Here is a 20,307-nt window from a genome sequence, read left to right as displayed (position 1 = left end):
GTTTTCTTTCTGCTTGTGCCGGGCTTTCGCCGCCGTCGTTATCCGTCTGCGCGTCGGAAAACGCCTTACACGACGTGCGGCATGCCGGCGCGCTCCGCGAAAGGACCTTGCATGACGTGCCGGATATTTTCGCACTCTCCGAAAGCCGATTGCATGACGTGTTGCATACTTTCGCACTCTCCGAAAGCCGTTGCATGACGTGTTGCATACTTTCGCACTCTCCGAAAGCCGTTACATGACGTGTTGCATACTTTCGCACTTTACGAAAACCGTTGCATGATGTGTTGCATCTTATTTCCTTTTTCGGCGTAAAGCGATCAATACGCCCACGAATAGTACGAGAACAAGCGCTACGATCAGGCCCGTATCGAGCGATTTCGTATCCGCCGGTTGAGGCTGTGAAAGGCTCTCTTTCTTCAGCACCGTACCCTTTCCCTGTAATTCCGTTGCTGCGCCGGGCGTTTTCATTTGTTGCAACCGGCGCTTATAGCCGGCGGCATCTTCGCGAGCAGCATGCTGCGAAATGAAATCCTGCACTTTGTGGTTCGATCCGCTGAAATCCGATCCGCTTGCCCCGAACTGCCTCACAAAACGGATATGTACGTCGGCAATCGTTTGCAGTTGCTCCTCATTCGCCTGCCATAAGCCCTTGCGGGCTGTTTCCATCATCACAGCCGTTATGTCCTGCATAGCCGCCGGGTTTTGTTCGGCAAAAAAACCTTCCATGCCGAGGCCGTACGCATCCTTTACATATACGTCGTATAGCCGGTTCCACATATCGTTATCGATCACTTCCGGTTTCATGACGTTCCAGGCGTACGTATTGGTAAACGTCTTCACAAATACTTGCGCCGAAGAACTTCCGCCTTTCATCTTTTCTTTAATATAAGCCGGATTGAGCAGCGTGGTGCGGCTTTCTACGCCGATGGCTTCTTTCAACTCCTGCATCCGGACTTTGTTCCGGTTGCGGTAATCGGACAGGTAGGTGTCGGGCTCTTTCCCCGTAACCGTTTTGACGGCAAGGTTTACGCCGCCCATAAATTCATAGACATGATCGAGCGTCAGTGCGCCCCATGTATTATTCTGGCGGGGTTGCACCACAATGTCGGTTTGCTGCAAGGCGACTTCAAACAAGTCTTTCTTGAAAGCGCCCCAGTTTTTATCGTCGCCGTATATCGCGCCCATGTTATGGATGTACGTTTCGGCGATCTCTGAGGTGTTTTCCCACGCATCGCCCTGTTCGACCAATTGCATGATTCCCGTACCGTAATGCCCGTTAATTCCGCCGAAAACCCTCATGGTCGACAGCTCCCGCGCTTGTTGCGGGCTGACGCCTTTATCGACCAGCCCTTTTTCCGACGCGACGGTGCCCTCGGCCACATAATTGTCGAAAGCGTCGTCTTTTGCATGCGCGGCCATCGACACCGCTTTGGTAAGCAGGAGCAATCGCGAAGCCGCCAGATCGCGAAGTTGCCCGGACGTTTGCACCACAATGTCGATGCGCGGACGACCTAACTCGTTGGAGGGGATCAGCCGCAGGTCGGTTACACGGTTCATCCGGTCGCGCACCGGTTCCACGCCTACCATATACAATGCCTGAGCCAATGTTGCCCCTTCGCTCTCGATAAACTCTCCCGCCCAAAATGTATAACTCACTTTACGCGGATAACGGTTGTGTTTCTTTTTATATTGCGCCAAAGTGGCTTCGACCAGCGCCTTGCCGTTGTCCCATGCCCGCAGCGAAGGAGTGGCTTCGGCATTGATGGAATACAAGTTTCGCCCAGTCGGCAGGGTGTTGGGGCTGCGTACCGCGTCGCCTCCGGGCGAAGGGGCGATATATCCTCCCGAAAGCGCATTCAGTAACGAAGACATTTCGGCTTCGGGCGATTCTTCCAGCAGGGTTTTGTATCGTAAAACGTTGCGGATGGTTTCTTCGATTTCCAAAACCGCGTAGCAGAAGTCTTTATCTTCCTCCGGAGCATTCATCATCGAAGCCATCGACATTTCGCGCGGATGTAACTTCGCGTTGATTTCCTTCGCCTTTTGCCTGTCTTCGTCCGATAGTTGCGCTAAATCGTATAGCGGGTTTGTATCGAAACTCCTGCCGGTCAATAACGCGCGGATTCTTGCTTTTACGGGATGAAGATATTTCTGAGTAATAAAGGTATTGTTCTCGTATTGCCCGAGCGAAATTTTGTTGTTCAGCAAGTCGAGTTTGGCGATGCTGTATGCCAGCGGGTCGGCGCTTATGGCAATGGTGGTCGACAGGATATCCTCCTTGCTGTAAGGCGTTCCGAGGGTATATAGCCTGCCCGTCATTTTTTCGTTCGCGACTTCTTCGGCGAAATTTTCGATATAGCTCACGTCTTCCGCCGAATACGGGAGGGACAGGTCTCCGTCGAGTTGAAGATCTTTATGAATCCCCATCTTGACGGCAATCGATTTTATCTTCAACGAAACAGCATTCTGCCGGTTTTCCGGCGCCGAATGATAACGCTCGATTTGTTGCAGCAACTCGTCGAATTGCCGGCGGGTATCGCTTTCCATAAAGGGAGGCGTTAGATAAGATACCAATGCGGCATGCAGCCTCCGTTTGGCAATGATTCCTTCGCCTACGTTCGAGATGGTGTAGTAATAAAAATGAGGCATGGCGCCCATCAGGCAGTCGGGCCAGTCCTTTTTCGACAAAGCCGTTTGTTTGCCGGGCGTAAACTCGAGGCTGCCGTGCGTTCCGAAATGGATGAACGCGTCGGCTTTAAATCCCTTTTGCGCCCATAGATAAGGCGCCAGATAACTGTGGGGCGGCGCTACACCGGCGCCATGGACGATTTTAAAATCATCGCCGTCGAGAGCCGCTTTCGGTTGCGGAAATACCGCCACATTGCCGAACCGCAGGCAGGCCACGGCCAGCGCCGGTTCGTCACCGGCCGTTCCCGTCATAAACGTCCCCGGAGCTTCTCCGTATTTCTCGACGACCTCCCGGTATTGGTCGGGCAGAATGATTTCGTGCGCCCATTGTTCATACTCCGATTTTTTTATCCACAGCGGATCGCCGTTTTTCAAGAAATCGGCGATCTCTCCTTCGGCATAATTGCCGAATAAGTTGCCCTTTCGATATAACAGCTTTTCAAATTCATTTTCGGATGCGGGCAGGCCTTCCACGGAATATCCTTCCGATTGCAACCGTTTGAGGAACGCATACAACGAAGGAACCACTTCGAGTCCGGTAGCCACTAAAGAGCTTTGTCCCGGCCCCTTGAAGTAACAGATCGCAATCTTCTTATCTTTGTTGGGCTTTATCTTCAACTGCATATAGTGATCGACGTTGGCGATGAAATTACCGACTCTTTCAGGCTCCGGGTCGAAGACATAATAGTGATTGCTGTGTTGGTTCTGTGTGGAAATAGGTAAGGGGCATATTCCCCCGTCCAATTCAGGAAGTACGATCCGGGCGGTGAGGAATCCGCCGATTTGTCCACGGGGATCGTTAAGCCATTCGTCGTGGCTCTGCATCACCGGATACGGGCAAAACAGGGGAATGTTTTTTTCCGCCAGCCACTTTACGGCCCGGTCTCCTTCCAACCGTCCCATGGGCAGGTAAATGACCGCATCGGGATCGACTTCTTTTAACAGTTCCAGTCGTTTGGTGATGGCGGAGATCGGGAAAACGTTGTAGCCTTGTTTTTCAAAACCGGAGATCAGGCTGTCGATATAGATGCGGTTGCCTTCCAACGGCGAAGTCATACCCGACAGGAAAGCGATTCGCGGGGCCTCTTTTTTATATACCCCTTTTCGGATAAGGTGTTCGGTCAGCTCTCCGGCCGTAGTGAAATATTTATTCTCATCCAGATAATACAAGATGTCGGAAGGAATCAATACCGGAGCTTCGGCGCGGTTAGCCGTCAGCTTCTTCGGATCGAATTCCTGCCGTACATAGTGCAGCATATTCCGGAAATTTTCTTTGCAGCGGTTGCTGTAATAGGTGTCGAGTTTTTCCTGTTGCAGGCTGTCGACGCGGTTGTTTTTCACGATGTCGGAAGCAAATACGAATGTATAGACCATTGCTCCTTTTTTCCCTCCCGCTTCGATGTTTTTAATTTGTTCTGGTGTCAAACGCAGTCCCGGGCCGAAAATCAGGATGGCATCGTAATTCTTTAAGCCCGAGGCTTTGTCCGGCCCGACTTCCTCGACTTTTATAAACCGGTTGTCATTCGATAAGATGATATTCGAGACCTGATAAGAGGGAAAGTTAACCAATGCGATCTTGGTGGGCGATAAAAAGCAGGCATAGAGCAGGCCGGCAGCTATAACGATTATCATTACACCGCCGATAGCGGCGAGCCGTTTTTTGTTTTTTATAATTCTTTCGATTGACATAGCGCGGAAATGAGTATATCCTTACAGCCGGATATGTTAGGCTGTAAGGATAATATAAAAATAGATATAAGTCAATAAATCAATTGAACGGATACACATATTCGAACGTGATGTAACCGGATTCATCTTTTTCGTTTAAAAAGTTCTTCATAATTACCTTCGCATATTTGCCATTTGCAGAGCGTACAATGAAAACATTGTTATTAATCGTCCAATCTCCGGACTTGTAATTATAAAATGCCCATCCTTGATTTTCTCCTACTTTGAAAGCGGTATTTCCCGTCGTTTTTGCATATTTAGGAGGCATGTCTCCGGATTTCATGACACTTATTTCAGAATCGGTTATAAGGCCTGAAGTTGGGATAGTTGTTACCTCATCAAAGCTCTTTTTATCGGTGGCGTACACTGCTCCCTGTCCTTTCCCCGATGTGCCGCCGTTAGTGCGGATATTAAAACGGAGGAATCCCATATCCCAGTTCAGGTTTTCGGAATATTCTTCTTGATCCACGGTAACGACTGTTCCTTTTTCGAAAGAGAAATAGGTCCATTCGGTGAAACTTTCTGCTTTAAAAGTGACCTTTTTCGCCTCGGGATTTACCACCGGATTATCTTCTTTGTCACAAGATTGAAATACTCCGATGAAAGAAAGAGCGACTGTCAAGAAAAAAGCTTGTTTTAAAAAAGTGATCTTTTTCATTGCTAAATAATTTAAATACATTGTTATTGTTAAAATTTGAATAAAACGGATCCGAAGAACCTCCGCCCCGGATCGTAGGTGGTAAATTTAACCGGATCGGTATAATTGAATATGTTACGGATGCCGCCGGATATATCCAGTTGTGTATGTCCTTTCTTCCAAAGCGTACACACCACTGTCAGTTTCCATAAGCTGAAAGCCGATTGGGGATTGGTGGTGACGGTTTGAACGGTCTTCCCCGTATGGGAATCGGTCGTAATCTCTTCCGTATCGTTGATCTTGGACGAATTCCAATGACCGGCTAAAGAAATCGAAAAATCTTTCTCCAACAGCCGGTCCTTATAGGTTGCATGCCAACTGAAGGCGTGGCGGATGTTGCCTTTCAGTTGCAAATCCGTTTCCGTATCTTTTGCGTCAGTATAAGCGTAGGTTCCATGAAGAGAGACTTTTTGTGCCGGACGGTAATCTACATTTAATTCCATTCCGCGGATGCGGGCGTTGTCTACGTTGCTATAACGTAATTCCGTTTCTTCCACGCCTTTTTCGTCCTTTACCACCACGAATGCCGATTGAATTTTATTCCGGATGCTGTTCTGATACATATCGACGCTTATATTGAAAGCCGCACGGCGATATTCGGAGGAAAAATACAGATAATCGGACTTTTCGGCTTTTAAGTCGGGATTGCCGATATTGTGAGAGACAGAACCCATCATGAAGTCGGAGAATAATTCGGTCGGATCGGGGGCTTTGAATCCTTTGCTGTAACCTCCCCGGAATTTCCAATTGCCGGGACTGAGCATGACGTTAATCTTCGGGCTATAGGCATTCCCGAATACGGAATGATGCGTTAAGCGAAATCCTCCTACGACATTCAGAAGCGGAATTATTTGCCAGTCAACCTGCGCAAAACCGTTCATATCGTTTACTTTACGCGTTTTTATTTCTTCGCCATATTGAATCGCATTATAATCCTTATTCCAGTTATATTCCGCGCCGGCAATAGCCTGTAGGCTTACTGAAGGGGTGTACGTGTCCAATATACGAAGGGTCTGTATGTCGGACGTGGCATTTTTTTCCGATTCGTTTGTCGACTGATAGATGGTGTTACGGGTATAGAAGTCGCCGTAATAGGAAGCTTTCAATTGATGATTGTCTGCGAAGTGTTGAGTGGCGGTCACCCGGAGGGTTTTATTATTACTTTTATAATGGGTGTTTTTGACACTTTCTCCGGGGTTCGTCACTTCCGTAAGGTAATAGATGCCGGACGCCGTTATCTGCGTCTTTTTGTGGTTCCAAGCGAATTTTTGTTCAATATTCATGTTCGTGCCCGGATCTTTGGTAAATGCTTGCGGCGATTCGGGTGTAAGGTCGTATCCATTATGCGAATTCCGGTAAAAAAGCGTTTGGGAGGTGATTCTCCTGAAAGCAGTACCCACGCTGGCATCCAGCACCCAATCGTTGAAGCGGGAATAACGGGTTTTGGCCCAACCTTCCAATTTCCTGTCAGGCGTTTTAGTAATAATATTGATGGTCATTCCAATTGCGCTCGAACCGTACAAGGCAGAGGCGGCTCCTTTGATAATTTCAATTTGCTTAACATTCGACAGGCTCAATCGTTCAAAATCGATCGGCCCACCCGGAGTGGTCGACAGGCGTTCCCCATCGACTAAGATCAAAAGATATTTATTTTCGAGCCCTTGTATACGGATATTGTCTCCACGCGGATCACTATTGAATTGCAATCCCGGAATAGTATATTCCAATGCGTCCATGATGTTTTCAAAATCATTTTGCCTTAATTGGGCGGACGATATTACACGGGTCAATATGGGCGTATTGGCCAATGTTTTTTCCGTACGAGTTCCGGTGACGACGATTTCTTCCAAATTCCGGATTTTATCTTTTATTTCCAGACTATCGCCGGTTTGTGTATTCGGCCGGAGAATCTGTTCTCCTTCACCCTGTCCATACACGGCTTCGTACAAAAATAACGATAGCACAAGGAGTGCAATAAAAGCATTTTTACGTTTCATACTTTTTTTGGAATATTGTAGAAAGACAAATTATCTTCGATTCACTTTTCCAAACCCGGGATAAATGAATGTTGTATCCTTACGGCAGGTTTTCTGACTTTCCCTTTTTGCAAGCCTTCCCGATATACAATGTGCGGTTGATATCAGTGGCCGAAGTTTGCAATATTCTTGTTAAGAACGGGATCACAGCAACGGGTATTGTTCCGGATTTTCATCGGATTCCCTCTCACCGCTTACCGAAAAGTAGCGGTTCACCATAATACGGGGCAAAGGTAAGGAGAATTTTTTATAAATGAAATAAGTTTTAAATACGACAGATGCCTCATGAAAGCGGCTTTGGTGTTCGGCACATCTTTAAAACTTGTGAAATAAAGTAATTAAGAAAATAAAAAGCGTTTGTCTCTGAGATTTCTTTGTATTTTTGCTCTTCTGAAAAATGGACGGTTCTCCGTTTCCTCCAACCATGAATTCCTTTGGATGGATGGGAAATCGAATTTTGAAAATGGGATTACGGGGTTGATTTTTGTCGATAAAATCCGGTTATTGGTCGAATTAATTTTTTTATATATCGATAATACTGTTACTTCGCACTTCGGAACTGTTTCAATAGGAGAATTTGTCACATAAAAAACCGCGAAGGAAAGGTGACTCCCGGTAAAGGTTATAAAATAGGTAAGAGATAATTTACGTAAAATAAATATGAATATAAGAACGACGGTAATAGGAGGGATTTCGTTGTTGTTGCTTGTTTCGTGTTCTCAACGAAGAAGCCAGCAGAATGAGAGTCCCGAAAGAGAGTATCCGGTAATGGTTGTGGAAAAACAGGACGCTGAACTCCAAAGCGTATATCCTGTGACATTAAGGGGAAAAGAAGATGCGGAGATAAAACCACGGGTGAGCGGCTACATCGATAAAGTGTACATCGATGAAGGGGCGTATGTGAAAAAGGGGCAAGCTCTGTTTTCGGTGAATTCGCCTACCTCCGAGCATGATTTGGCTTCGGCTAAGGCTGCGTTGGAAACCGCTGAGGCGAATCTGAATACCGCCCGCCTTGATGTGGACCGTATCCGTCCGTTGGCCGATAAAAATATAGTCAGTACGGTACAACTCGAAACATATGAAAATGCCTATAAAGCTTCCCAGGCTTCAAAATCGGAGGCTGAGGTTGCCTTAAAAGCGGCGCAGGCCACCACGGGCTGGACCACCGTTACAAGTCCTATTGAAGGCGTCGTCGGTTCTATTCCTTATCGTAGTGGAAATATGGTTACCGGCGCTACCACGCTGACGACTATTTCGAATGTCGAAACGGTATATGCGTATTTTTCCATTAACGAAAAAGCTTTTTCGGCATTACTTTCTACCCTCGAAGGAAATTCGATGGGCGAAAAGATCGGGAATATCCCCGAAGCGACCCTTACCCTTGCCGACGGTACGGTCTATCCCGAAAAAGGAAAAGTTTCCACGATATCGGGCATTGTCAACCAGGCAACCGGATCGGTTAACTTGCGTGTAGCGTTCCCTAACGAACAGGGCGTTCTGAGAAGCGGCGCCAGCGGCAAAGTTTCGATTCCGCGCAAAGTGGGAAATGTATTTGTGATTCCTCAAAAATCGACGTTTGCCCAACAAGACAAAATCGTCTTGTATAAAGTGGTGAATGATTCTACGGTTCAGTCCATTGTGCAGGTCGATCCTTTGCCCGACGGTAAAAACTATGTGGTTACGCAGGGCCTCGAGGAGGGCGACCGGATTGTATTGGATGGCATCGCCACTTTGCGGAATGCCCAGAAAATTAAAATAAAGGAAGAACGATAATGGGGGGTTGCCGGGGATGTCGCTTGGAGCGACGCCTCCCGGTATCCGTACGGGCGACGCCCTCGGCCGCTTGTAACACATTTGAAAGAAAATAAAAAATTATGCTGAAAATTTTTATAGAAAGGCCGGTTTTATCCACGGTAATTTCCATTTTAATTGTTGTTTTGGGAATTTTGGGATTATCTACCTTACCGGTCGAACAGTACCCCAATATCGCTCCGCCCACCGTACGCGTTTGGGCCAATTATAGCGGGGCCAACGCCGACGTGGTGATGAACAGCGTGGTGATTCCCCTGGAAGAGCAAATCAACGGAGTGGAAGGAATGACGTATATGACGTCGACAGCTTCCAATAGCGGATCGGCTTCCATCACCATTTATTTCGAACAGGAGGTCGACCCCGACATGGCTACGGTAAACGTGCAAAACCGCGTGAATCAGGCTACTTCGCTGCTTCCTGCCGAGGTGACGATGGCGGGCGTGACGGTTCAGAAACAACAAACCGATAACGTGCTGCGTATTTCGGTGTCGTCCACCAATCCGGAGCACGATCAACAGTTTATTCAAAATTATGTCGATATCAATGTCTTGCCCCAAATAAAACGTATTTCCGGAGTTGGAGATGCCAGCGTAATGGGTGCGCGAACCTACTCCATGCGTATCTGGTTGAAACCCGATGTGATGGCTTCGTATGGCATCACGCCGCAGGAAGTGAGGCAACTCCTTTCCGACCAAAACGTGGAAGCGGCTCCCGGGGAGCTGGGTCAAAACAGCGATCAGACGTTCCAATACCCGCTCAAATATACGGGGCGGCTTAAAACGGTGGAAGAATTCGGGAATATTGTCCTTCGCTCTTCCAACGGGCATATCCTCCGCCTTTCGGATGTGGCCGATGTCGAACTGGGCTCTATGAATTATTCGGTGTTGTCTACGACGGACGGCGCTCCGGCCGTATCCATTAGTGTCAGCCAAACGTCTAATTCCAATGCCCAGGAGCTGATCAACCGGGTGAAGACGGAATTGGATGATGTTTCCAAGAACTTTCCGCCGGGCTTTAAGCTGACTTACATGTCCGACGCGAACGAGTTCCTCGATGCGTCCATCCACAAAGTCGTGACCACTTTATTGGAGGCTTTTGTGTTGGTGTTCCTTGTCGTACTTATCTTCTTACAGAGTTTCCGTTCGACGCTTATACCCGCCATTGCCATTCCGGTAGCGATTATCGGCTCGTTCTTTGTGTTGCAACTGTTAGGCTTTTCCATCAATCTTCTTACGCTGTTCGCCTTGGTGCTGGCTATTGGAATTGTGGTGGATGATGCGATAGTGGTGGTCGAGGCCGTCCACGCGCAGCTCGAAAAAGGGGCTAAAAACGCGAAAGAGGCGACGATTGAGACCATGAAGGAGATCGCTCCTGCTATTGTCTCCATTACCCTGGTGATGGCTTCGGTATTTATTCCCGTCAGTTTTATCGGAGGAACCAGCGGCGTGTTTTATAAACAGTTCGGATTGACTTTGGCTACGGCGATCATTATCTCGGCTATCAATGCCTTGACGTTAAGCCCTGCCTTAAGCGCCCTTTTCCTTCGTCCCGAACCGCCGGAATCGCAAACCGCCCGTCCGGCGAAAAACAATCTTATTAAACGGTTCTTCAAATTCTTTAATACGTATTTCGACAAACTGACCGTGCAATACGAAAAGACATTGCGTTTTCTCGGTAAGAAAAAACACCGTTGGATTACGGTGGCGATGATCGCCGTCTTTTCTTTGATTCTTTTCGGATTGATGCGCCTCATTCCTACCGGATTTGTTCCGCAGGAAGATAGCGGGGAGGTGATATTGATGATTACCTTGCCGCCGGGATCGTCTCTGGAACGTTCCGATTCGATTGTCCATCAGGTGGCGTCTCTTTCCGAATCCATTCCGGAAGTGCAAAATGTGGCCACTATTTCGGGTATTAACTTTATGAGCGGATTGGGAAGTTCTTACGGAACCGTGATGTATAAACTGACTCCGTGGGGCGAGCGTAAACGCACGGCTTCGGATATCGTTTCAGTCTTGAAGCAGCGGACGGACTCTCTTATCGGCGCCGAGTTTATGATATTCAGCGCGCCTACGTTGAGAGGTTTCGGCTTGGCGAGCGGTGTGGATTTGAAGATGCAGGACAAGACCGGAGGGAATATCACCGATTTTTATGCCGTTACGCAAAAGTTCCTTCAAGAGCTTCAGCAGCAAGATGAAATATTGATGGCCTCCACCACTTTCAATCCTAATTTTCCGCAAAAGCAACTCGATGTGAATGTGGCCAAAGTCATGGAGGCGGGCCTTTCGATGAACGATGTGCTGTCGACGTTGCAAATATATATCGGTAGCTTATATACGTCGAACATCACGTTGTTCGGGAAATCGTACCGGGTGATTTTGCAAACGTCGCCCGAATACCGCTCGAAAATGGATGACCTGAACAGCTACTATGTCAGGACTGCTTCGGGAGAAATGTCGCCCATCACCGAATATTTCACGGTGACGGATGTGACCGGCCCGCAAACGATTTCGCGCTACAACTTATATACGTCGATGGATGTAACCATTATCCCCAATACTGCCGGAGGATATAGTACGGGGGATGTAATTAATAAAGTGAATGAACTGAGCGAGGGCCTTGCCGAAGGTTATACGTATGAGTATTCGGGGATGACGCGCGAGGAGGTGCAGAGCGGTAACCAGACCTTTATGATTTTTATGCTCTGCCTGATCTTTGTATTCTTGTTGCTGGCTGCGCTGTACGAAAGTTATATCTTGCCGCTGGCGGTGATCCTTTCGTTGCCCGTAGGGTTGGCGGGAGTGTTTATCTTCCTGTGGCTCTTTGGTGTCCATCAGGGAATTACCAATAGTATTTATGTGCAGATATCGCTCATCATGCTCATCGGGTTGCTTGCCAAGAACGCGATCCTGATTGTGGAATACGCCATACAGCGCAGGAAGCAGGGGATGAATATCGTGGAAGCGGCCGTGAATGGAGCTGTAGCCCGTTTCCGTCCTATCCTGATGACCTCTTTCGCATTCATTGCCGGCCTTACGCCTTTGATGTTGGCTACCGGCGCCGGCGCCGTGGGGAATCGTTCCATCGGATTGAGCGCCATCGGCGGAATGTTGATCGGAACGGTATTGGGCGTACTGGTTATCCCTTCGCTGTATATTCTTTTCCAAACTTTTGAAGACCGTTTCCGCAAGTCGGGACTGGTAAATGTAGATGAAGATGATGATGAAACAATCAAGAAAAATAATGAAGATCAAAAATAACAATCGATTAGCCCTGTTTTTGCTTACGGGATGTGTTATTTTTTTAGGATTATCCTCTTGCCACGTACTGAATCCGTATCGCTCGCCGGTGGTGGATACCACTGAATTGTACCGGGAGGTGATTGCTTCCGACAGTACCTCGATTGCCGATATTCCCTGGCGGAATTTTTTCTCGGATCCGTATTTGGTGCGCCTTATCGATACGGCTCTTGTGAATAATGCCGATTTGCAGATTGCCGTGAGCAGTATCCGTCAGGCGGACATCGAATTAAAAAGAACGCGGGCGGCTTATTTTCCCAACGTGTCGGCGGGCGCTACCGTAACGCATACCGCAACATCCGACGGAAACAAAGCTTTCAGTCGTAGTTCGAATGATGTCTTTGCCGGAATAAGTGCGAACTGGGAGTTGGATGTGTGGGGAAAACTCAACCGGCAGTCGCGTGCACAATATGCCCGCTTCCTGAAGAGTCAGGCTTATAAAGATATGGTGCAGTCGGGGTTGATAGCCAATATAGCCGATGCCTACTATTCGCTTTTGGCGCTGGATGAACAACTGGTTATCACGAAGGAAACGGTCGTACTGTTGGACAAGAGTGTCGAAACGATGGAAGCGTTGAAAGAAGCCGCCCGGCAAAACGCTGCTGCGGTTGAGCAAAGCCGCGCTCTGTTGCTGAACACCCGGCTGAGCGCCATCGATATAGAAAACAGTATCCGTCAGTTGGAGAATACGATCAATCTCCTTTCGGGCAAGAAACCGGGTCCTGTAGAGCGCTCTGCATTGGACACGCAACCCGTTCCGGGACAGTTGAAAGCGGGAGTCCCGGCCCGACTGCTTTCGCGCCGTCCCGATGTAAAACAGGCCGAACTGGATTTCCGTGTCGCTTTTGAGTTGACGAACGCCGCCCGGGCAAGTTTTTATCCTTCCATCACCCTTCATTCGGGTTCTATGGTGGGATATGCCTCTTCCGGATTCTCCAATTTGTTCAGTCTCGAAAACCTGTTGGCGAACATCGTCGGCGGATTAACGCAACCGATATTTGCACAAGGGCAATTAAAGGCCAATCTCGAAACGGCAAAGGAAAGTCAGATTCAGGCGATGGCTGCGTTTCAAAATGCCGTGTTGAACGCCGGAAAAGAAGTTTCCGACATTTTATATACGTATGAAAGTGTGGCCCGTAAAACCGATTTGCGCGAACAACAGATCGATGCTACGCAAAAATCGGTGGAGTATACCGAAGAGTTGTTGAAAGCCAACGAGGTCGATTATACGGCCGTGCTGACGGCCCAACAGTCCTATCTTTCGGCGCGTTTGAATCGAGTAAGCGAACGGTTGGAGCAATTGCAATGCGTGGTGAATTTGTATAATGCGTTGGGAGGAGGCGTAAACTGATTGTTTTCTCGCGCATAAAAAATAGTTTCCGGCGTGCCGTTAAAATACTATCTTTGTATCTGAATATAAAGTAAACAAGTATGAAAACTATTTTAGTCATGCCTGAAAATGAAAGGCAGTTGAAACTGTTGAAAGCGATGTTTGAAGAAATGCAAATCAAATACAGGAGCGAAAAAACCGGAGAAGATCTTTTTTATCCGGAACTGGAGAACAAAATTAAAGAAGCCAGAAAGGAGAAAGAGAAAGGAGAACTACTGACCATAGATTCCGAGAAATTATGGGAAAGTATATAATTCAACTCTCTAAAAGAGCTGTAAAAGATTTGCAGATAATAAAAAAGTCGGGGAAAAAGCAGGACAAGGAAAAAGTAGATGCTTTTTTTCTTCAACTGGAAAATGATCCGAGAAAAGGAGGAGGCTCTCCGGAACCTTTAAAATATTATGAAGGAGATGTCTGGAGTAGAGAATTAAATAAAAAAGACCGTTTGGTATATGAAATTTTCGAAAGCGAAAAACTTGTCGTTATCGTACAGGTCGCAGGGCATTACAGAGACAAATAAACAGCTTTATTTTAGTAACAATATTGATATGAGAAAATTAGTTTATGTGTTAGTTGCGGTGTTCGTTTGTATTTCCTGCCAAAACAAGCAGGGAACCAATGCTTCCGGGGATCAATCGGAAGAGGCGCCCAAGGTGATTGATTACTCGAATGTGAAAGAAAAATCTTTTTCGGAGCTGTTTACCGAAATAGAACCGAATCAAATCAAGGAAAGCCCGTTCGATTTGTTCCCCAAAATCAATGGGGTCGTAACCGCCGGCGACAGTACCGTTTTCAACTCCATGGTGATAGGCGATGGCGCTTTAGGACAAATGATTGGAAAGTATGTCACGATATTTTATAAGGAATGGGTTAAAACGCATAAAGCCATCTTGCTTATCGCTTTCGTCTTTGTGGGGTTTATCGCCTACACGTTTATCAATGTCAGTCAAATGTTTCGTATCAACGGGGCGGTACAGACTTGGTTCAATGTCATTGTAAAAGATATTACACTTTTGGGACAAATGCAGTGGCTGCCTTTATTAGCCGGTATGCTGCTGGCTTTATCGCAATATGTGCCTGAAATGGTGGATAAACGGTTGAAGCTGACGCTTCACTTGCCCTTGCCCGAAAGAAAGATCATGTGGGTCATGATGGCATACGGTGCGGCTGTGTTGGTAACTCTTTTCGTATTGACTTATCTGATTTTGGCATTATGGCTGGGCATATATTATCCCCGTGAAATCGTCGTTTCGGCCGTGTGGGCATCCCTGCCATGGTTCTTGGCAGGTTTAACGGCTTACTTTTGTGTGGCATGGATAAGTTTGGAGCCCGTTTGGCGGCAACGAATAGGTGATGCATTAATCGCCGTATGCCTGCTTTCCTTGTTCTTTTTCAACGCCAAATCGGGTGCTTATGTCCCGTTTGTCTTTTATGGAGCGGCTATAGTGGTGGCGGTTTCCGTTTTACCCCTTTATTCCATGTTCCGTTTTAAGGATGGCGTACAATAAATTGCAAAAAATAAAAATGATGAAGAGTAAAACCGGTATATATTGTATCATTCTTATAACGGCGACATTACTTGCGATGTGGGCGATTCCCGCTTTATTGAAGAAAGCAACCGACAAGCCGGCCGATTATCCTTTCGCCTATTATAGTTCGATAATAAAAGAACTTTGCTTTATTGATTTTCATGACAAAGAGGCGCCGATGAAAGATAAATCGGGTAATATCTATACGACACAGCAATTCGACTCGTTGATGCCGTTGCTCAATTTTCGGCAGTTGATGGTTGACGGTAAAATGCCCGATTCGTTGGATGGATATGAGCTTACGCCGCAATTGGTGCGGTCGAAAAACGTGGTATTTCGTTTTACCCCCACCGATATCCGTACACCGCAAACGGATTTATACGTAATGTTCGAATCGATGCCGAAACGTGTCGGCCTTGAAGTGCCGGACGATGTGTTTCGCCTGACCCGCGACGGCATTGAATTCATCGATGCGAAGTCCAACCGCATAAATGAAGATAAAAGCGAACAATTTCGCACAGCGATGATACAGGAAGGATTCACTTTTCCCATGCAGTGGGCCTCGGGAAATATCAATCCCCGAAAGCCGTACGACGAAGGATATTTTTGTCTCGACCGCAACGGGCATTTGTTTCACTTGAAGATGGTGAATAATCGTCCTTTCGTACGTGATACGCAGATAGGCGATTCCATCGACATCGCTTCTTTTTCGATGCTTGAAGTCGGCGACAAGCGCTTTTACGGTTTCCTGTTCGATCGGCAGGGAGGTGTGTATATCATCGAAAGCAACGATGGCAAGTATCGCCCCGTAAGGTTGGATATTGGTACTGTCGATACTCGAAGCGATGAGATGTTGTTAATGGGCAACTTGTTATATTGGACTGTCTCTGTCACAACGCCGTCCGGTATAGGCTATTATGCTCTTCGGACGGAAACATTGGAGCGAGTGGATGAATATCATATCGCCTGTACACCCGGTGTATGGAACCGTGTGTCGGAGTGGTTGTTTCCGGCTTATCTGACGTTCGACCACCCGGATAGCGATTATATTTATCCGGCGTTTGTCTTTACCGGGATAAAAGCGTTCGCAGTGAATGCCCTGCTTGCATTGCTCGTGTTTGGGTTGGTGGCTAATACGCGGAAAAGAAAAATATTCCATGCGGCATTTCTCCTTTTCACGGGGATTGCCGGCCTCATCGCGTTGTTGCTTCTTCCCGATTTTAAGTATAAATAATATAATAAAAGTACGATTCAATGAACAAAATTTTAATTACAATGGCCGTGATGTCGCTATTTTTGGCATCTTGCGGCAACGCTACGCAGAAGAAAACAAGTGATGCGGAACAAACAGAAACGGCAGCGGTAAGCGATTTAACCGTGTATGAACTCGACAGCCTCTTGGCGCATGCCGAAGATTTCGTGGGGCAAACCGTCAAAGTGCGCGGGCATGTTACACATACCTGTAAGCACTCCGGTAAGCGTTGTTTTCTTGCCGGTAACGATGAAAATGCGTCCCTGCGTGTGGAAGCCGGCGGTGAAATCGGCGGATTTAACCGCGAGTTGGTTGGCTCCGAACTTGAAATCAAGGGGATTGTCCGCGAGCGGAAGTTAACGCAAGAGTATATCAATCAATATGAAAAAGATGTGGAGGCACAGAAGATCGAAGAAGACGGATCAGCCGAAACGTGCAAGGCGGAACTCAATAATATTGAGTCGATGCGCCAATGGATGAATGCCAATAACAAAGAATATTATCCCATTTACTATATGGATGGCGAGGATTACGATGTCGTTCAAAAATAAATCCATCGCTTATTGGTTCCGCCAACTGCACCGCGACATCGGATTTGTCGCGGTGGGGTTTTGTTTTATTTATGCCGTTTCCGGTATCCTGCTCAACCATATGAATGAAAAAGACCCGGCCTATAAAACGGAAAATAAATCGTTGTTGTTTCATTCCGGGCTTTCTGCCGATGAACTACCCGTGGTTTGGACCGATCGGGGCGGTTTGCCTCAACTCAATAAGGTCATGAAGATAGATGATGACCACCTGCGTTTATTGCTCGACAAAGGGATAGGAGTATACGATGCACGTACCGGTGACCTCGATTACGAACTGTATCATAAACGGGCTTTTGTATATTGGATTAACAAGATGCATTATAACAAGGTGGGAGGCTGGACAGTGATGGCCGACCTGTTTGCCGTTTCGCTTTTGTTTTTAGCCATTTCGGGATTGCTCATCGTGAAAGGGCAAAAAGGAATTGCCGGCCGCGGAAAATGGTATTTACTTCTAGGAATATTGATTCCTGTTATTTATGTGATCCTATCGTGAAACAGATCGTACTATTCGTCGCCTTGATGGCTATAACTCCTCTTTCTACGAGTGCGCGGGGACAAACAAGCCCCCTCGTGAGCCTGCGTCTCCTTGTTTTGGACAAAAGCACGCGCGAAACGTTGATATATGCGCAGGTAGAGATTTCAGGAGCCAAAACGTACAATGCAGTTACCAACGATAAGGGCGAGTTGTTTATTGAAAGTATTCCGTCCGGGGAATATCGCATAAAATCGAAATACATCGGATATGCCGACTGGGAACAATCTGTTTCTTTGTCGGCCGACAAAATCCTCACCATTGAGATGGAGTCGAATCGCACGTTGTTGGATGAAGTGGTGGTCACCGCTACCGAATCTGCCGGGATGACCTCTTCGTCATTGATCGACCGGAAAGCCATGCAGCATTTGCAACCGGTCACTTTTACTGACATCCTCGAATTACTGCCCGGAAGGCTGTCGAAAGATCCCGCATTGACGGGCGTGAATTTAATCTCTTTGCGACAGTCCACCATTAGCGATACGGAGAATCAATACGGAACGAGTTCGCTGGGAACGGCATTCCTGATCGACGGCGTACCTTTGTCGGCGAACGCTGACATGCACTCTTTCTCGAGGGGCGACGGAGTATCAATTAGTGGCGACGAAGCCTACCGGTACCGACTGACCACCAATCGCGGAATCGATATGCGTGCCTTATCCACCGACGGAATCGACCATGTAGAAATCATTCGGGGTATCCCTTCGGTTCGTTATGGCGACCTGACCAGCGGTGTGGTGAATATTGAACGAAAAAAAGGCACCACCCCGTTGTCGTTACGTTTTTTAGCCAACGGATACAGCAAATTGTTTGCGGCCGAAAAGGGCTTCCGGTTTGATAAGCGGAACCTCGATGTGAATGTCGGGGCGGATTATCTCGATGCCAAATCGAATCCTACCAACAGGATGGAAAATTATCAGCGCATCAACGCCTCCGTGCGGTTGAATAAGAAATGGATGGCCGGTGACGTGAAAATAAACTGGGCGCCGAACTTCGATTTCGGACATACCGTGGATCGGGATAAAACCGATCCGGATATCGATTATACCTATATCGATTCGTACCGTTCAAGTAACGACCGCTTTTCTTTACGGCAAACAATATCTTTCGATTTTACACGCCAAAAGATGGTAAAGTCGGTGGAATTGAAAACCGGTGTCACGTATGAAAACGACCGTATCCATCAAGTCAAGTTCGTACAAATTACAACGCCGACCGCTATTCCGAGTTCTACCGAGGAAGGGGAGCACGACGGCATTTATCTTCCTTCCAATTGGGTTTCGGATTTGCGGATGGACGGCCGCCCGTTGAACCTTTTTGCACAGGCAACAACTGAACTTTCTTTTAATACATGGGGGCTTATTCATAATGTGATGGGGGGCCTCGATTGGCATTTCGATAAGAATTACGGACAGGGCATGATATATGACCCTTCGCGTCCGCCTTCGGGCTCTACCGATACGCGCCCAAGGGCATATTCCGATGTGCCCGCTTCCCATTTGGCGGCTTTTTTTGTAGAAGATGTGATCGGATTCCCGGTGGCTGCAAATTATGTAAAGATGAATGTGGGGCTGCGGGGCTCTTCGATGTTGAATTTGCAGCCGTCTTATGAGATGTACGGCAAACTTTATCCCGAGCCTCGGATAAGTGCTCAATGGATTTTCCCCGACTTTCAACTATGGGGGAGAAAGATACAAATCGATATAACAGCCGGTTATGGTTGGAGCAATAAATTCCCCACACTTATTCAGTTGTATCCCGATTATACTTATTTAGATGCGGTGCAGTTGAATTATTATCACGCCAATCCCGATTATCGGAGGATTTATATAAAGACGTTCAAGCGCAAGCACGTCAATGATGATTTGCGCCCGGCGCAAAACCGCAAATTCGATCTGCGGTTGAAACTCAATATTCACAACAATAAGTTGGCGGTAAACTATTTCCAAGAACGAACTACCACGGCTTTCCGTACGCAAGTAGCGGCTGTGGAACCCTTGGTGTATAAAGATTATATCGTGCCCGACGATTATACTGAAACGCATGAAGGACGTCCCGACTTGGAAGAGCTTGCGTATGTGAACGACACCTATTTGCATGCTTTCCCTTTTAGCGGAAATGGCAGTATCATCGATAAAGAAGGAGTTGAGTTTACTTTTCAAAGTCCTCGATGGGATGTTTTGAAGACTCGCCTCACCCTTGATGGCGCTTGGTTTAAAACGGAGTATAGTAACAGCGCACCCTATTATTATAAGCCTTACCAATTGGTGAATAACCGCAGAATTGAAAAGTACGGAGTGTATCAACAAGAGTCAGGGTATATTCGGGAGGAGCTGAATACCAAAGTGATGCTCGATACCTATCTGCCCGAACTCGACATGGAGTTTTCCACGTCGGTACAATGCGCATGGTTTCATCTCTCACAAAACAAACCGCGCAGCGAAACGCCTGAGGTGTATATCGATACCGACGGCAGTGTGCACTCTTATACCGAACAGGATAAAAAGGATATGATCCTTCAGTATCTTTACACACCCCACAATCCGAATAGTTTCCGCAAAGAGCGCGTTCCCTTTGGAATGTCGGTCAACCTGAAGGCTTCTAAAAACTTTCGCCGAAAAGTGCGGGTATCGTTGTATGTAAACAAGCTTTTGGATTATTATCCTGTATACGAAGTCTACGGTGCAAAAATCAGAAGGGCGGTAGACCCTTATTTTGGAATGGAATTAAATTTTACATTATAATATTTAAATT

The 20,307-nt window shown here is 47.2% G+C and carries 14 protein-coding genes and 1 riboswitch; of the genes, 10 read left to right on the top strand and 4 right to left on the bottom strand.

The window, feature by feature from the left end; all coding sequences use genetic code 11:
* Nucleotides 1-65: 65 nt before the first annotated feature.
* From ABNK31_RS17865 to ABNK31_RS17850, 4 genes are all read right to left on the bottom strand, one after another.
* On the bottom strand, nucleotides 66-218 hold the full coding sequence (locus ABNK31_RS17865) for a hypothetical protein (RefSeq protein WP_418895474.1): 153 nt from the start codon (nucleotides 216-218) through the stop codon (nucleotides 66-68).
* 73 nt (nucleotides 219-291) lie between these two features.
* The gene (locus ABNK31_RS17860) at nucleotides 292-4,377 is read right to left on the bottom strand and encodes a cobaltochelatase subunit CobN (RefSeq protein ID WP_418895473.1); all 4,086 of its coding nucleotides are present in this window, start codon (nucleotides 4,375-4,377) and stop codon (nucleotides 292-294) included.
* Between the two features lie 79 nt (nucleotides 4,378-4,456).
* The gene (locus tag ABNK31_RS17855; protein WP_418895472.1) at nucleotides 4,457-5,074 is read right to left on the bottom strand and encodes an HmuY family protein; all 618 of its coding nucleotides are present in this window, start codon (nucleotides 5,072-5,074) and stop codon (nucleotides 4,457-4,459) included.
* A gap of 29 nt (nucleotides 5,075-5,103) precedes the next feature.
* Entirely contained in the window at nucleotides 5,104-7,110 is a 2,007-nt protein-coding gene (locus tag ABNK31_RS17850) for a TonB-dependent receptor plug domain-containing protein (RefSeq protein WP_418895471.1), read from the bottom strand.
* 65 nt (nucleotides 7,111-7,175) lie between these two features.
* A riboswitch (cobalamin riboswitch) is annotated at nucleotides 7,176-7,384 on the bottom strand.
* 425 nt (nucleotides 7,385-7,809) lie between these two features.
* On the opposite strand from ABNK31_RS17850, the gene ABNK31_RS17845 reads away from it, so the two are divergent.
* From ABNK31_RS17845 to ABNK31_RS17800, 10 genes are all read left to right on the top strand, one after another.
* A complete protein-coding gene (locus ABNK31_RS17845; RefSeq protein WP_418895470.1) occupies nucleotides 7,810-8,922 on the top strand; it encodes an efflux RND transporter periplasmic adaptor subunit in 1,113 nt (370 codons plus the stop codon).
* A gap of 101 nt (nucleotides 8,923-9,023) precedes the next feature.
* Nucleotides 9,024-12,221: an efflux RND transporter permease subunit gene (locus tag ABNK31_RS17840; protein ID WP_418895469.1), complete on the top strand. Its 3,198-nt coding sequence runs from the start codon at nucleotides 9,024-9,026 to the stop codon at nucleotides 12,219-12,221.
* On the top strand, nucleotides 12,205-13,611 hold the full coding sequence (locus ABNK31_RS17835; RefSeq protein WP_418895468.1) for a TolC family protein: 1,407 nt from the start codon (nucleotides 12,205-12,207) through the stop codon (nucleotides 13,609-13,611). The genes ABNK31_RS17840 and ABNK31_RS17835 overlap by 17 nt, the downstream gene beginning before the upstream one ends.
* Before the next feature lie 80 nt (nucleotides 13,612-13,691).
* Entirely contained in the window at nucleotides 13,692-13,904 is a 213-nt protein-coding gene (locus ABNK31_RS17830; RefSeq protein ID WP_418895467.1) for a DUF2683 family protein, read from the top strand.
* The gene (locus ABNK31_RS17825) at nucleotides 13,889-14,170 is read left to right on the top strand and encodes a Txe/YoeB family addiction module toxin (protein WP_418895466.1); all 282 of its coding nucleotides are present in this window, start codon (nucleotides 13,889-13,891) and stop codon (nucleotides 14,168-14,170) included. Before ABNK31_RS17830 ends, ABNK31_RS17825 begins: the two co-directional genes overlap by 16 nt.
* Before the next feature lie 28 nt (nucleotides 14,171-14,198).
* A complete protein-coding gene (locus ABNK31_RS17820; RefSeq protein ID WP_418895465.1) occupies nucleotides 14,199-15,158 on the top strand; it encodes a hypothetical protein in 960 nt (319 codons plus the stop codon).
* Nucleotides 15,159-15,174: 16 nt separating this feature from the next.
* Nucleotides 15,175-16,413, top strand: a complete 1,239-nt coding sequence (locus ABNK31_RS17815) for a DUF4857 domain-containing protein (protein WP_418895464.1) — start codon at nucleotides 15,175-15,177, stop codon at nucleotides 16,411-16,413.
* Nucleotides 16,414-16,433: 20 nt separating this feature from the next.
* Nucleotides 16,434-16,982, top strand: a complete 549-nt coding sequence (locus tag ABNK31_RS17810; protein ID WP_418895463.1) for a hypothetical protein — start codon at nucleotides 16,434-16,436, stop codon at nucleotides 16,980-16,982.
* Nucleotides 16,951-17,514 carry a PepSY-associated TM helix domain-containing protein gene (locus ABNK31_RS17805; RefSeq protein ID WP_418895462.1) on the top strand — a complete coding sequence of 188 codons (564 nt, stop codon included), beginning with the start codon at nucleotides 16,951-16,953 and terminating at the stop codon, nucleotides 17,512-17,514. Before ABNK31_RS17810 ends, ABNK31_RS17805 begins: the two co-directional genes overlap by 32 nt.
* Nucleotides 17,511-20,297 carry a TonB-dependent receptor gene (locus tag ABNK31_RS17800; RefSeq protein ID WP_418895503.1) on the top strand — a complete coding sequence of 929 codons (2,787 nt, stop codon included), beginning with the start codon at nucleotides 17,511-17,513 and terminating at the stop codon, nucleotides 20,295-20,297. The genes ABNK31_RS17805 and ABNK31_RS17800 overlap by 4 nt, the downstream gene beginning before the upstream one ends.
* Nucleotides 20,298-20,307: the final 10 nt, after the last annotated feature.

Source organism: Limibacterium fermenti (assembly GCF_041902845.1).
GTDB classification, from domain to species: Bacteria; Bacteroidota; Bacteroidia; order Bacteroidales; family Dysgonomonadaceae; genus Limibacterium; species Limibacterium fermenti.
The sequence above is the reverse complement of the archived record's forward strand: the minus strand, read 5'-3'. Positions and strand labels throughout refer to the sequence as shown.